Source organism: Allobosea sp. CRIB-10 (assembly GCF_900112185.1).
Classification (GTDB): domain Bacteria; phylum Pseudomonadota; class Alphaproteobacteria; order Rhizobiales; family Beijerinckiaceae; genus Allobosea.
Map to the genome: position 1 here is coordinate 226369 of NZ_FOKP01000004.1, position 14100 is coordinate 240468.

The 14100-nt window shown below is 68.2% G+C and carries 14 protein-coding genes; 9 read left to right on the top strand and 5 right to left on the bottom strand.

Annotated features, from left to right (window positions below; translation table 11 throughout):
- Positions 1-152: 152 nt before the first annotated feature.
- On the bottom strand, positions 153-554 hold the full coding sequence (locus BMZ69_RS08115; protein ID WP_092156060.1) for a 6-pyruvoyl trahydropterin synthase family protein: 402 nt from the start codon (positions 552-554) through the stop codon (positions 153-155).
- A 51-nt stretch (positions 555-605) separates the two neighbouring features.
- On the bottom strand, positions 606-1514 hold the full coding sequence (locus tag BMZ69_RS08120) for a zinc-dependent alcohol dehydrogenase (protein WP_244543278.1): 909 nt from the start codon (positions 1512-1514) through the stop codon (positions 606-608).
- A 146-nt stretch (positions 1515-1660) separates the two neighbouring features.
- Here BMZ69_RS08120 and mdoH point away from each other — a divergent pair, with 146 nt between their 5' ends.
- A complete protein-coding gene (gene mdoH, locus BMZ69_RS08125) occupies positions 1661-3469 on the top strand; it encodes a glucans biosynthesis glucosyltransferase MdoH (RefSeq protein ID WP_244543267.1) in 1809 nt (602 codons plus the stop codon).
- The gene (locus tag BMZ69_RS08130) at positions 3466-4224 is read left to right on the top strand and encodes an FkbM family methyltransferase (protein ID WP_092156062.1); all 759 of its coding nucleotides are present in this window, start codon (positions 3466-3468) and stop codon (positions 4222-4224) included. Before mdoH ends, BMZ69_RS08130 begins: the two co-directional genes overlap by 4 nt.
- A 6-nt stretch (positions 4225-4230) precedes the next feature.
- On the opposite strand, the gene BMZ69_RS08135 is transcribed toward BMZ69_RS08130, so the two are convergent.
- Entirely contained in the window at positions 4231-4620 is a 390-nt protein-coding gene (locus BMZ69_RS08135; protein ID WP_210188005.1) for a hypothetical protein, read from the bottom strand.
- Positions 4621-4814: 194 nt separating this feature from the next.
- Here BMZ69_RS08135 and BMZ69_RS08140 point away from each other — a divergent pair, with 194 nt between their 5' ends.
- The 5 genes from BMZ69_RS08140 to BMZ69_RS08160 all read left to right on the top strand — a co-directional run bounded on the left by BMZ69_RS08140 (position 4815) and on the right by BMZ69_RS08160 (position 9693).
- A complete protein-coding gene (locus tag BMZ69_RS08140; RefSeq protein ID WP_244543268.1) occupies positions 4815-5798 on the top strand; it encodes a hypothetical protein in 984 nt (327 codons plus the stop codon).
- A 178-nt stretch (positions 5799-5976) separates the two neighbouring features.
- Positions 5977-6729 (top strand): sulfite exporter TauE/SafE family protein, encoded by a 753-nt coding sequence (locus BMZ69_RS08145; RefSeq protein ID WP_092156063.1) that lies wholly within the window; start codon positions 5977-5979, stop codon positions 6727-6729.
- Between the two features lie 96 nt (positions 6730-6825).
- The gene (gene otnI / locus BMZ69_RS08150) at positions 6826-7605 is read left to right on the top strand and encodes a 2-oxo-tetronate isomerase (RefSeq protein ID WP_092156064.1); all 780 of its coding nucleotides are present in this window, start codon (positions 6826-6828) and stop codon (positions 7603-7605) included.
- Positions 7602-8603, top strand: a complete 1002-nt coding sequence (locus BMZ69_RS08155; protein WP_175506716.1) for a glucokinase — start codon at positions 7602-7604, stop codon at positions 8601-8603. Before otnI ends, BMZ69_RS08155 begins: the two co-directional genes overlap by 4 nt.
- A gap of 43 nt (positions 8604-8646) precedes the next feature.
- Positions 8647-9693 carry an acyltransferase family protein gene (locus BMZ69_RS08160; protein ID WP_244543269.1) on the top strand — a complete coding sequence of 349 codons (1047 nt, stop codon included), beginning with the start codon at positions 8647-8649 and terminating at the stop codon, positions 9691-9693.
- A 99-nt stretch (positions 9694-9792) separates the two neighbouring features.
- Here BMZ69_RS08160 and BMZ69_RS08165 read toward each other — a convergent pair whose 3' ends face one another.
- A complete protein-coding gene (locus BMZ69_RS08165; RefSeq protein WP_175506717.1) occupies positions 9793-10152 on the bottom strand; it encodes a hypothetical protein in 360 nt (119 codons plus the stop codon).
- Positions 10153-10262: 110 nt separating this feature from the next.
- Between BMZ69_RS08165 and BMZ69_RS08170 the strand changes: the two genes are divergently transcribed.
- Together BMZ69_RS08170 and BMZ69_RS08175 are read left to right on the top strand one after the other, a co-directional pair.
- Positions 10263-12071 (top strand): ABC-F family ATP-binding cassette domain-containing protein, encoded by a 1809-nt coding sequence (locus tag BMZ69_RS08170; protein ID WP_092156159.1) that lies wholly within the window; start codon positions 10263-10265, stop codon positions 12069-12071.
- A gap of 245 nt (positions 12072-12316) precedes the next feature.
- On the top strand, positions 12317-13063 hold the full coding sequence (locus BMZ69_RS08175) for a glucose 1-dehydrogenase (RefSeq protein ID WP_092156065.1): 747 nt from the start codon (positions 12317-12319) through the stop codon (positions 13061-13063).
- A 9-nt stretch (positions 13064-13072) separates the two neighbouring features.
- Here BMZ69_RS08175 and BMZ69_RS08180 read toward each other — a convergent pair whose 3' ends face one another.
- The gene (locus tag BMZ69_RS08180) at positions 13073-13972 is read right to left on the bottom strand and encodes a metallophosphoesterase family protein (RefSeq protein ID WP_092156066.1); all 900 of its coding nucleotides are present in this window, start codon (positions 13970-13972) and stop codon (positions 13073-13075) included.
- Between the last annotated feature and the right edge of the window lie 128 nt (positions 13973-14100).

The following is a 14100-nucleotide window of genomic DNA, read 5'->3' on the forward strand; positions in this document are numbered from 1 at the left end:
AGGCGCAACGCCAAGCCCTCTCCCGGAACGGGGGAGGGTTGGGAGGGGGCAGCGCTGACCTTTGAAAGTTGGCGCAGGCCCTCTCTCCACCTCTCCCCCGTTCCGGGGGAGAGAGCCTGTCGCGCCATCTGCGCCCGCTATCGAAGCGGCACTCACCCGAGCGCGCCCTCGTAGCTCGCCCGCGCCAGATCGGTCTCGTGCAGGGTGACGCGGATTCTGGCGAGATCGGCCGCATCCGCCCCGAGCTTGCCGGTGCGGGCCGCCAGGGCCATCGCGTCGAAGATGTATTTGCAGAGGAATTCGGTGGTGGTCAGCACGCCCTCGAATTGCGGCAGCGTGTCGAGATTCTTGTAGTTCAGCGGCTTCAGCGTTTCGTTCAGCACGGTCAGCGCCGCGCCGATGTCGACCACGACGTTCTGGCGGGTGAGGTTCTCGCGGAAGAAAGCGACGTCGACGACGAAGGTCGCGCCGTGCATCGCCTGCGCCGGGCCGAAGAACGGATCGGGCAGCGAATGGCCGATCATGATGCGGTCACGGACTTCGACGGAAAACATGGGGCAGTCTCCTTCAGCGGCCGCAGTCTTGGCGAAGGCCGGGGCGCGGCGTCAATAGCGCAGGACGGCGGTCAGCCCTGCGCCGGCGAACAGGGCCGGCAGGCGCGCCGGCGCCTCTAGGAAGGCGATCTCGTCGGTGATCAGCGCATCGAGCCGCTCATCCGCCAGCAAGGCGAGCGCCGCCTGCATGCGGCGGGCATAGCCGAAGCGCGCCCGCCGCGAGGGCGAGACTTGCCCGACCTGCGAGGAGACGAGCTGCAGGCGGCGGGCATGGAAGGCGCCGCCGAGCGGAGCGGCAACGCTACCCTCGCCATACCAGCTTAGTTCGACGATCCGTGCCTCGAATCCGCCCGCATCGATCGCGGTCGCGAGGCCGCCGGCGCTCGCGCTGGCGTGGAAGACAAGATCGGCATCCTGCGGACAGTCCGCCGGCAGCGCAAAGCGGCAGCCGAGCGCCTGCGCGAGCCCGGCGCGGCTCTCGTCGAGATCGACCAGCGTCACCTCCGCGCCCGGCAGCCCGGCCGCGATATACGCCACGAGCAGGCCGAGCACGCCGCCGCCGACCACGACGATGCGATCGGCCGGGCCGGAGCCAGCGTCCCAATGCGCGTTGAGCGCGGTTTCCATATTGGCGGCGAGCACGGCGCGCCTCCCCGGAAGCCCCTCAGGCAGCGGGGTCACGCGATCCGCCGGCACGATGAAGCGATCCTGATGCGGATGCAGGCAGAACACCGTCCGGCCAAGCAGGTCAGCAGGTCCCGCATCCACCATCCCGACGGTGCAGTAGCCGTACTTCACCGGAAACGGGAAGGCGCCCTGCTGGAGAGGGGCCCGCATGCGCTCATATTCGCTCTCGGGCACGCGGCCCTCGAACACCAGCCGCTCGGTGCCACGGCTGATCCCGCTCCAGAGCGTGCGGACAAGGCATTCGTCCGGCCCGGGTGCCGGCAGCTCTTCGATGTTCAGGACGCATTCACGCGTCGCCGTATACCAGAGCGCGGTCGCCTGCGTCTCTGCGCTTGCTTCACTTGCAATTGCCGGCTTTACCACGCATCGCCCTCCGCGCCGTTCCCCGCCAGCCTGATGGACCCATGACGGAAACCGCCATGAACCAGCGCCCCGCTCCGACCACGTTCCAGGCGGCGGCGCAAGAGGACATCGGGCTGACGCCGGCTGGCCTGCAGCCGGTTTCGACCCTGCGGGCGCGGCGCTTGCTCGTTGCCGGCCTGAACCTCGTGACGCTGGCGGCCCTGCTCTGGGGCCTCGCCCACGTGCTTTCGGCCGGCGGCTGGAGCCTCGCCGACATCGCGATCTTCATCGCCTTCCTGTTCGGCGCGCCCTGGACCGTGCTGGGCTTCTGGAACGCCGCGATCGGGCTCTGGCTGCTGCATGGCGCGCAGGATGGGCTCGATCAGGTCGCGCCCTTCGCCGTTGCCGGCGAAGCCCAAACGCCGCTCGCGGTGCGCACTGCCGTGCTGATGACGCTGCGCAACGAAGACCCGGCTCGCGCCTTTGCGCGGCTGCGTATCGTCAAGGAAAGCCTCAATGCCACCGGCGAAGGCAGCTGGTTCGATTATTTCGTGCTGTCCGACACCAACGACCCCGCGGTCGCGGCGCAGGAGGCGGCGCTCGCGGCCGAGCTCTCCCGCGACGCCGGCGAGGACTGCACCATCATCTACCGCCGCCGCAGCGACAATGCCGGCTACAAGGCCGGCAATGTCCGCGATTTCTGCGAGCGCTGGGGCGATCGCTACGAATTGATGCTGCCGCTCGACGCCGACTCCGTCATGTCAGGTGACGCCATCGTGAAGCTCGCCCGGATGATGCAGGCCTATCCCAGGCTCGGCATCCTGCAGAGCCTGGTCGTCGGCATGCCCAGCAAGTCGGCCTTTGCCCGCATCTTCCAGTTCGGCATGCGCCACGGCATGCGGCCCTACACCATGGGCTCGGCCTGGTGGATCGGCGAGTGCGGCCCGTTCTGGGGCCATAATGCCATGGTACGGATCGCGCCCTTCCGCGATCACTGCCACCTCCCGACCGTGCCGGGCGGGCCGCCGCTCGGTGGCCCCATCATGAGCCACGACCAGGTCGAGGCGACCTTGATGCGCCGCGCCGGCTACGAGGTCCGGGTGCTCCCGGTCGAGGCCGGCAGCTGGGAGGAGAACCCGCCGACCATGCTCGAATTCGCCCGGCGCGACCTGCGCTGGTGCCTCGGCAATCTGCAGTATCTCAAGATCATGGACATCCCCGGCCTGAAGGCGATGAGCCGCTTCCAGCTCGCCTGGGCGATCCTGATGTTCATCGGCCTGCCGGCCTGGACCCTGATGATCGCGCTCCTGCCACTGAAGGTGCTGGAGGATCGCGGCATCGCCGACTACCCGGCCGGCTCCGCCGCCTTCCTCTACGTTCTGTTCTTCGCGATGTACCTGTCGCCGAAGCTCGCCGGCTTCGCCGACATCCTGCTGACCAGGGGGGGCACGCAGCGTTATGGCGGCACGGCGCGCTTCATCGCCTCCTCGCTGATCGAGATCGTCTTCGCCTTCCTGCAGGGCGCAGTCTCGACCTTCCGGACGACGCTGTTCATGATCGGCCTCGCTTTCGGCAAGGCGAAGATCGGCTGGAACGGCCAGGCCCGCGACGCCCATGCCCTCTCTTTCGCCACCGCCTTCGTCGGCCTCTGGCCGCATCTGCTGTTCGGGCTCTACATCTTCGGCACGCTCGCCGTGCTGTCGCCGACCGTGCTGATCTGGTCGCTGCCGCTGACCGCCGGCTACATCCTCGCCATCCCCTTCGCCATGCTGACCGCGGCGCCGACACTGGGCGCCTTCTTCGTCCGCACCGGCCTCTGCGGCATCCCCGAGGATTTCGACCCGCCGGCCGAGATCGTCGCGATTCAGGGCGGCAAGGCGCGATGAAGCCGGTCGCCTATCCCAAGGGCACGGCGAAAAGCCTGTCGCGCTCGCTGCGCGTCTATCACGGCGACCATGTCCGCAAGGTCGCGATGGATTCGCTCTATGCCCGCTTCCTCAGAGCCGGTGATCTCGCCTTCGACATCGGCGCCCATGTCGGCGACCGCATCTCCTCTTTCCGCAGGTTGGGCGCCCGCGTCGTGGCGCTGGAACCGCAACCCGGCCCGGCCAGGGCCCTGCGCCTGATCCATGGCCGCGATCCCAAGGTGGCGCTGGTCGCGGCAGCCTGCGGCGACAGCGAGGGCACCGCGACGCTCCGGATCAACAGCGCCAACCCCACCGTCTCGACGCTTTCGGGCGAGTTCGTCGATGCCGCCCACAACCAGGACGGCTGGCGCGAGCAGGTCTGGGATCGCGAACTCACCGTGCCCTGCACCACGCTCGATGCGCTGGTGGCCGAGCACGGCCTGCCGGCCTTCATCAAGATCGATGTCGAGGGCTTCGAGGCGCATGTCCTCGCCGGCCTCTCGCAGACGCCGCCGGCGCTCTCCTTCGAGTTCACCACGATCCAGCGCGATGTGGCCGAAGCCTGCCTCGCCCGGCTCGCGGCGCTCGGCCCCTATCGTTTCAACGTCGCGCTCGGCGAGAACCAGCAGCTCGTCTTCCCTGAAGCGGTCGATGCTGAGGATATGGGTAGCTATCTCCGCGGCCTCCCACACGAGGCCAACTCCGGCGACGTCTACGCGCTGCTGTCGCGCTGACCGCTCCTAGGCGCTGCTCGGCCCGAGCCAGGCGAGCCCGGCCGCGACGAGCAGGCCGAACCAGCCGGGATGCCGTCCTCTGGTCGCGGAGAGCACGAGGAGCGAACCGGCGAGGGTCGCGATCGCGATGATCCGCACATGCAGGGCATGCGACGACGGATCGGGCGCCACCGCGATCAGGATCAGCAACGCCGCCAATCCCCAGCCCAGCATCGAAGTCAGGTGCCAATTGGCCCAGAGGATACGCAAATGCCGTTCGCGCAGCGGCGGCGGAGCGAGCAGCGGCACGATCGCCCCCGCCCGCAATTGCCGGAAGATCAGGATCTCGCCGATGACGGAATGGGCGATGCCGATCAGGATCATCAGCACGCCGGCGGCGATCAGATAGTTCTGCATCGAAGGCGGTCCGGCTCGTGGGGGTCGCAGGGCGCGCCTCACGCAACAGCAATCTGGCCTTGCCCGCGCCGATTGCGGAAGCTGCCATGGTGTCGCGCTTTCTTCGCAAGCGCATCGGCTTTATCACCCGGCTCAGCCTGCGTTCATCTTGCACTGCCCAGGCTGACCACGAACGCAACCGGCCAAGGATGACCATGCTCGCTCTCGTTCGCCCGTTCGCCATCTCCGTAACGCTCCTGCTGACCGCCTTCGCGGCTCATGCCGCCGGCGATGTCGCCGTCGAGGTCAAGAACGAGTCGGAGCCGGTGCTCTGCGCCGAGAAGGACAACGTCACCATCAAGGCGATCTCACCCGAGGTCAGGCGCTTCCGCATCGAGGCGGCGCACCCGGCCTATATCGCCGGCCTGCTGCGCGACAACTGGGATGCCGACTGGACCGATTGCGACATGAGCGGCGATCCCGTCCACAAGGCGCCGGTGCCGCCGCAGCGCATCACCTTCTACGAGAGCATCGAGTACTGGCTGGTCGGCTACACGTTCGAGAGCTTCTGGCGCCCGGCCGAGACGACCTTCCGCGTCGGCGACCGCGTCGAGAAGGGGCTGCATCTCGTCCAGCTCTGGAAGCTCGGCAAGACCGGCTCCTATGAAGTGCTGGTCGTCTATCCGCAGGACGGCTACTGGCGCGTCCGGCCACTGCCGCCGCAGCAGCTCTCGGCCGCCGCCTATGGCTCCTCCTTCCTGTTCGGCCCGGTCGAGCAGGACGGCGCCCGGCCGGTTGTCAACATCAAGGAGATCGCCTTCGACCCCAAGACGCTCTCCTTCAACCTCGCCTTCAAGGATGGTTCCTCCGGTACGTTGAAGCTCGACAGCGTCGACGAGAACCGCATGGTGCTCGACGCCGTGCTCGACAAGCCGGTGACCGGCGGCAAGGCCTTCGCCGCGCTGCGCTCGATGTATGTCACCGAGTTCAACAACGACGTCGCCCGCATCGCCATCCGCGAGCCCGGCGCCAAGGGCTGGCGCGAAGAGGCGCTGATGCCCTTCACCGGCGGCAAGGCGACCGATGTCTGGATGGGCCGCACCACCCATTCGCGTCACAACACCTCCTCGCCCGACATGGTCTTCCGCAGCTTCTCCAAAGACCCGAACCCGCCGGCCAAGCCGGAAGCGAAGAAGTAGCTCCTCACTCCGTTTTTTTTCCGCGTGTCATCCCGGACAAGCCGCGAAGCGGCGCCGATCCGGGACCCATGCCTGAGCTTCTATCGGACAAGCTCAGGCATAGGTCCCGGGTCTCCCTTTGGTCGCCAGGGAGGACCAGCGCTGGACTATCGATGCAAGTGATCGATCAGGTCGCCTCATGGACACCCCGACCATCCTCAGCCTCGTGCTCGGCGCCGCTCTCGCAGGCTTCGTGCAGGGCCTCTCGGGCTTCGCCTTCAGCCTCGTCGCCATGTCGGTCTGGGCCTGGACGCTCGATCCCAAGCTCGCCGCGGTGATGGCCGTGTTCGGCGGTCTGACCGGCCAGTCGATCGCGGCCGTCACGGTGCGCCGCGGCTTCGACGTCGCCCGGCTCTGGCCCTTCCTGCTCGGCGGCCTCGCCGGCATCCCGGTCGGCGTCCTGCTGCTGCCGCTGGTCGAGCCGAACCTGTTCAAGGCCGGGCTCGGCATCCTGCTGGCGGTCTGGTGCCCGATCATGCTGTTCGCCCCGCATCTGCCGCCGGTCCGCTTCGGCGGGCGCCTGACCGACGGCGCGATCGGGCTCGGCGGCGGCATCATGGGCGGCTTCGGCGGCTTCACCGGCGTCCTGCCGACGCTGTGGTGCAGCTTGCGCCGCATGGACAAGGACGCGCAGCGCTCGATCGTCCAGAACTTCAACCTGACCATGCTCGCCGCGACCATGCTCGGCTATGTCCTGGCCGGGAACGTCACGCGCGAGATGTGGCCGGCCTTCGCCATCGTCGCGCCGGCGATGCTGATTCCCTCGCTGCTCGGCGGGAAGCTCTATATCGGTATCAGCGAACAGGCCTTCCGCCGCATCGTGCTGACCTTGCTGACCCTGTCCGGCCTCGCGCTGCTGGCCTCGTCCCTGCCATGCCTGCTCGGCATCTGACGGGACGGAACCCTCGCCTGCCCGCGCAGGTTATCGATGACGTGCCCGTCCTAACGGGCTAGCCTGCTGCCTCGATCCGACTGACGAGACCGACCAATGCCGCGTTTTGCCGCCAATCTCTCGATGATGTTCAACGAGTGGGAGTTCCTCGACCGCTTCAAGGCGGCGTCCGAGGCCGGATTCGAGGCGGTGGAGTTCCTGTTTCCCTATGAACATGCGCCGGAGAAGGTGGGCCTCGCGCTCGCCGGCGGCCAGCTCGAGCAGGCGCTGTTCAACCTGCCGCCGGGCAATTGGGCCAAGGATGAACGCGGCATAGCGGCGCTGCCCGGCCGCGAGGAGGAGTTCCGGAAAGGCATCGAGACGGCGCTGGCCTATGTCCACGAGACCGGCGTCAAGCGCCTGCACATGATGGCCGGCCTCACCGACCCGAATGATCCGGCCGCCCAAAAGGCCTATCGCGCCTCGCTCGCCTATGCGGCCGACAAGCTCGGCGAGCATGGCATCGACCTGCTGCTCGAGCCGATCAACGGCAAGGACATGCCGGGCTATTTCCTCAACGATTTCGACCAGGCGGCGGCCTATGTCCGCGAAGCCGGCCGGCCCAACGTCAAGCTGCAGTTCGACATGTATCATTGCGAGCTGATCCACGGCGATGTCGGGGCGCGCCTGGAAGCACTCTACCCGCTTGTCGGCCATGTCCAGATTGCCAATGCCGAGGGGCGGCACGAGCCCGACGGCACCCGGCCCGACTATCCCGCGCTGTTCGCCCAGCTCGATTCGCTCGGCTATGCCGGCTTCGTCGGCTGCGAGTATCGTCCGCGCGCCGGCACGCTCGAAGGCCTCGGCTGGTTCTCTCCCTGGAAGAAGCACGCGTGAGCGCGGGCTTTCCCCATCCGGTGCTCGTCGCCGACATCGGCGGCACCAATTGCCGGCTCTCGCTGGTGCAAACGCCCGGCGGCCTGCACGAGCCGCTCGCCCGGATCAGCACCGGCGCGCATCCGACGCCCGAGGCGGCGCTCGGCTCGGTGCTGTCGACGCTGACAGTGAAGCCGCGCTCGGCAATCCTCGCCGTCGCCGGGCCGCTCGATGGCCGCAAGGCGCAGCTCACCAATGCCAGCTGGCATTTCGACGGCCCGGAACTCGGCAAGGCGCTCGGCTTCGAGCAGGGGCTGCTGGTCAATGATTTCGAGGCGCTCGCCGCTTCTCTGGCCGTGCTTCGAGACCGCGACCTGGTCAATCTCGTCCGCGGCAAGCCCGAGCCTGAAGGTCCGCGCTTGGTGCTCGGTCCCGGAACCGGCTTCGGTGCTGCTGCCCTCTTGCGGCGCGGCGACACCGGCATGCTGGTGCCGACCGAATCCGGCCATATCGGCATCGGCCCGGAGGATCCGACCGAGGTGAAGCTCTGGCCGGCTCTGGCCGAGGGCATCCCGCGCGTCACCGTCGAGGAACTGCTCAGCGGCAATGGCCTCGTTCGCTTCCACCGGGCTGTTATGCGCCAGTCCGACGTGGCCGAGCCCGATGTCAGCGCCGCCGACGTCTCCGCGCTGGCGCTCGACGGCAATCCCGGCGCGCTGATGGCGGTGGTCTGCTTCTGGCGGCTGCTGGCGCGGGTCGCCGGCGATCTCGCCCTCGGCTTCAAGGCGACGGGCGGTGTCTATCTCGCCGGCGGCATCGCGCCGCGCATCCTGCCGCTCGCCGATAAGGCGACGATCCATGCCGTCTTCGCCGGCAAGCCGCCGGTCGAGGATCTCGCCGCCCGCTTCTCGCTCGACGTGATCACCGCCGACGATCCGGCCGAACAGGGCCTCGCGGCCATCGCTGCTGCGCCGAGCCGCTTCGGCCTCGACGATCCCGCGCGCTTGTGGTTTGCCTGAGCGCTCCCGCGCTCACCCGCCCTTTTCAAAGACGATTCCCCCTTTGCCCCAGCTCTACGGCATCCAGGTCCTGCGCGCACTTGCGGCGCTGATGGTCGCGGTCCATCACGTCCAGGCCGATGCCGGCTTTCTCGCGGCCGGGGCCGGCATCGCCTTCACACCCTCGCGCGCCTTGCCTTGGAGTGCCGGCGTCGACCTGTTCTTCGTTATCTCCGGCTTCATCATGGTCCACTCCTCGGCCAGGCTGTTCGGCCAGCCGGACGGGGCGCGCCTGTTCATCGCTCGGCGCATCGCCCGGATCGTGCCGCTCTACTGGGCCGCGACGACGCTCTTCCTCCTCGTGCTGCTCGCCTCGCCCGCTATGCTCAATTCCGGTGCGCCGAGCCTCCAGCAAATCGCAGCCTCTTATCTGTTCTGGCCGATGGCGAACGCGGCAGGCGAGCTGCAGCCGGTCTACTCGCTCGGCTGGACGCTGAACTACGAGATGCTGTTCTACGCCCTGTTCGGCGCCGCGCTGCTCGCGCCCGGCCGACTGGTCGTGCCGCTCGTGATCGTCGCGCTCGCCGCGCTGGTCGCAGCGCAGAGCCTGGCCGGGCCGCTGCCCCTACCCTTCGGTTTCTGGGGCCAGCCGATCGTGCTCGAATTCGCTGCCGGCATGGCGGTCGGCCTGCTGCGCCAGAACGGTCTCAGGCTCGACGGCCGCCTGCGCTGGCTGATGACGGCGGCCGGGATCGCTCTGTTCGTGGTCGCCTCCGGCGATGGCTGGGCGCAGACCTCCTGGGGCGCGGTTGTCCTGCGCGGTACCGGTGCGCTGCTCCTCGTCGGAGCCGCAGCCTGCGGCCGCAACGTCACCGCTCCCTCAGCGCTAGTGCGTTCGCTGGCGGCCCTGGGCGATGCCTCCTATGCGCTCTATCTCGTCCATCCCTTCGCGATGCGGGCGCTGCGCGAGGTCTTCGCCCGTCTCGCACCGGGCGCGACCGGGCTCTTTATCGTACTGGCGCTGGTCGCCGCCGTGCTCGCGGCGCTGGCGGTCTACCACTGGTTCGAGCGGCCGATGACGAAGGTCCTGCGGCGGGCGCTGCGAGCCTAGAAACTCGTCATGGTCGGGCTTGACCCGACCATCTCGGAAACCAGCTAGCTGGTCCTGAGGTTCTCGGATCTGCGCTTCGCTCCGTCCGAGAATGACGCTCTACGTCTTCTTCAACCTCATTCCCTTCAGCGACTGCCCGACCACGCCGCCGTCGCGCCGGCGCTGCGGCCGCTTGGCGACGATCGTCTCGACGTGGCTTTCCTGCGGGAAATAGCCGCGCTCCAGCACTTCGAGCGTATATTCCTCATAGGTCAGGCCGAGCGCCTCGGCCCGCTCCTGCCGCCGCAGCGCGATCTCGCGCGGCTTCTTCCAGGCCTTGCGATGGGCGAAGCGCCAGTCGAACGTGCGGCCGATTTCGTCCCGACTAACTCGCGGCTTGCGCGTCTTCTCCTCCAGCGGCGGGCCGCCATTGTCGCCGATGCGGGCGGTACGAGGCTTGCGCAGGGCCGGCTGTCTCATGGCATCATCTTATATGAGATACAAAACGTATCTTATAGTGGATCAAGCTGAGCCGCCTCGCAAGCCCCGGCATGGTGACAGGCGCGCCCGCGCAGTCTATCCCCCGCGCCATGGCTCCTCTGCTTCATCTGCGCGACGTCGCGCTCACCTTCGGCGGCCAGCCGCTGCTGGGATCGGCCGAGATCGCCGTCTCGGCCGGCGAGAAGGTCTGCCTCGTCGGCCGCAACGGCTCCGGCAAGTCGACGCTGCTCAAGATCGCCGCCGGCCTGGTCGAACCCGACAGCGCCGAGCGCTTCCTCCAGCCCGGCGTCACCGTCCGCTATCTGCCGCAGGAGCCGGACTTCACGGGATTTGCGACCTCGCTCGCCTATGTCGAGGCCGGCCTCGGGCCAGGCGACGATCCCTATCGTGCCCGCTATCTCGTCGAGGAGCTCGGCCTCACCGGCGAGGAGGACCCGCAGGCGATGTCGGGCGGCGAATCCCGCCGCGCCGCGCTCGCCCGCGTGCTGGCGCCCGAGCCCGACATCCTCTTGCTCGACGAGCCGACCAACCATCTCGACCTTCCGGTGATCGAATGGCTGGAAGCGGAGTTGAAATCGCTGCGCTCGGCCATGGTGCTGATCAGCCACGACCGCCGCTTCCTCAGCAATCTTTCGCGCGCCACCATCTGGCTCGATCGCGGCCAGACCCGCCGCGTCGAGCGCGGCTTCGGCGAATTCGAGGCCTGGCGCGACGAGGTGCTGGCGCAGGAGGAACTCGACCGCCACAAGCTCGACCGCAAGATCGCCCGCGAGGAGGACTGGCTGCGCTATGGCGTCAGCGCCCGGCGCACCCGCAACCAGCGCCGCCTCGGCGAACTGCATGCGCTGCGCGACCAGCGCCGCACCGCGCGCAAGGCCGTCGGCACCGTCAAGCTCGAAGCCAGCGAGGCGCAGTCCTCCGGCAAGCTGGTGGTCGAGGCCGTCGGCATCGCCAAGAGCTATGGCGACCGGCCGATCGTCAAGCCGCTGTCGTTGCGCATCGCCCGCGGCGACCGGATCGGCATCGTCGGGCCGAACGGCGCCGGCAAGACGACGCTGATCAACCTGCTCACCGGCGCGCTCAAGCCCGATGCCGGCACGGTCAAGCTCGGCACGGCGCTGGAGATGGTGACGCTCGACCAGAGCCGCGAAAGCCTCGATCCGGCGACGCCGCTCGGCGACGTGCTGACCGGCGGCGGCAGCGACCAGGTCATGGTCGGCGGCGAGCCACGCCATGTCGTCAGCTACATGAAGGACTTCCTGTTCCAGCCCTTGCAGCGCGGCACCGCGGTCGGCGCCCTCTCCGGCGGCGAGCGCGGCCGGCTGATGCTGGCGCGCGCCCTGGCCAAGCCTTCCAACCTCCTCGTGCTGGACGAGCCGACCAACGATCTCGACATCGAGACGCTCGACCTGCTGCAGGAGCTCGTCGCCGACTATGCCGGCACCGTCCTGCTCGTCAGCCACGACCGCGACTTCCTCGACCGCACCGTGTCGTCGGTGCTGATCTCGGATGGCGACGGCGTCTGGACCGAGTTCGCCGGCGGCTATTCCGACATGCTGGCCCAGCGCGGCCGCGGCGTCGGCGCCAGGAGCAAGGTCGCGCCGGAGAAGCCGGCGGCAGAGGCCGCCCCGAAACCGGCTGCCGCCCCCGCCTCCGCATCGAAGCGCAAGCTCTCCTTCAACGAGAAGCACGCGCTGGAAACGCTGCCGAAGAAGCTGGATGCTCTGCAGGCCGAGGCCGGCAAGCTCAACGCGGCGCTGGCCGGCGACCTCTACACCCGCGATCCAAAACTCTTCGCCAAGGCGACGGCAAGGCTCGACGAGGTCACGCGCGAGATCGCGCAGGCCGAGGAGCGCTGGCTCGAGCTCGAGATGCTGCGCGAGGAGATCGGGGCGTAAGGCCCCGCAAGCGCTCGCTCCGTCATGCTCGGCCTTGTGCCGAGCATCCACGTCTTGAACACCGCCCTCGATCGACGAAGACGTGGATGGTCGGGACGAGCCCGACCATGACGACAATGCCAAACTGCGCGATCGGCCACCCAGCCCATACAATTCCGCTATCCGGCCAATCGCGAAAGCGTATTTATCCCGCCGGCCAAATCGTCCCACAGTCGGCGCGCAGATGGAATCCTCGAGGAAGCACCATGAGATTGAAGGGCAAGACGGCGCTGATCACCGGCGCAGCGCAGGGCTTTGGCCTCGGCATCGCCGAGACCTTCGTGCGCGAGGGCGCGCGGGTCGCGGTGCTCGACATCAATGGCGACAAGGCCCGCGAGGCGGCCAAGGCGATCGGCCGCAAGGCCTTCGCCGTCGCCTGCGACGTCGGCAAGGCGAAGAGCGTCGATGCCGCCGTGGCCAAGGTGATCAAGCGCTTCGAGCGGCTCGACATCGTCGTCAACAATGCCGGCATCAGCCATCGCAACCAGCCGATGCTGGATGTCACCGAGGCCGAGTTCGACCGCGTCTTCGACGTCAACGTGAAGTCGATCTTCCTGATGGCCAGGGCGACCGTGCCGCATTTCCGCGAGCATGGCGGCGGCGTCATCCTCAATATCGGCTCGACCGCCGGCGTGCGCCCGCGTCCCGGCCTGACCTGGTACAACGGCTCGAAGGGCGCCGCGAACCTGCTGTCGAAGTCGATGGCGGTCGAGCTTGCCCCGGATCGGATCCGCGTCAACGCCATCGCGCCGGTCGCCGGCGAGACGCCGCTGCTCGCGACCTTCATGGGCGAGGACACGCCCGAGAAGCGCAAGGCCTTCACCGCGACGATTCCCTGGGGCCGCTTCTCGACGCCACAGGACATCGCCAATGCCGCGCTGTTCCTGTGCTCGGACGAGTCGGAGATGGTGACCGGCTCGGTGCTGGCGGTCGACGGCGGCCGCTGCGTCTGACGGCTTCCGTCAGACGATCCCGCCGCCCGTCAGCGGCACCAGCTGCAATTGCTTGACCGTGCCGTCGAGATCGAAGGCACGGCGCTCCAGGCTGATATGGGGGGCCGTCGGTGGCCCCTCGATCCGCAGCAGGTGCCAGCAGGCGAGCTCGCCATGGCCGCCGCGCGGGCCGATCGAGGCCGAGGGCACGCCGACGATCGGCACGTCATGGCCAGGCCCCGGCCGCCAGGCCAGCGAGAAGCGGTGATTATGGCCGTGCAGGACGAGCTCCGCCCCCACCCGTCGCAGCATCGCCTCGAAGGCGTCGGCATCGACCAGCTCGCGCGTGCGCCGCGCACCGCCGACATAGGGCGGATGGTGGATCAGGACGACGCGGATCAGCCCATCGGCCTTGGCTTGCGCCAGCAGCTGCTCGGTGACGGCGATCTGGGCCGAGCCGACGCGCCCGGTCGCCATCAGCGGCATGGTCGGAATGCCGGTGTTCATTCCGATCAGCGCGACCGGCCCGCGCCTGCGATACCAGGGATAGCCGGCCTCGCCGTCATCGCTGGCGCACCAGGGCGCCAGCTCGCGCGCCAGCGCCGAGAGTGACGAGCGCGCATAGCAATCGTGATTGCCTGGCACGAAGCTGACAGTGTCGCGCGGACCGAGCGTATCGAGGAAGGAGAGCGCCGTCTTGAACTCGGTCGGCAGGCCGATATGGGAGACATCACCGGTGCAGGCGATGTGGTCAGGCTTCTGCGCCAGGATGTCGGCAACGATCAGCCCGAGAATTTCCATGTCATGAGCATGGCGCCGCTTGCGTCGCCAGTTGACATATCCGGTCGCGCGCTTGCCGATCAGCTCGCGCAGCGAGAACTTGGTCAGCGGCCCCAGATGCGGGTCGGAGAGATGCGCGAGTGTGAACACGCTCCAGCGCTTGCCTTCAACGCCCGCGCCCCGTCAAGCACGACGGTGGCGGCGGGCGAAGATGACGCAGCCTACAGAGCAGCATGCGAAAAAGTGGGAACCGGCTTTTCGCAGGAATCCTGCTCTGA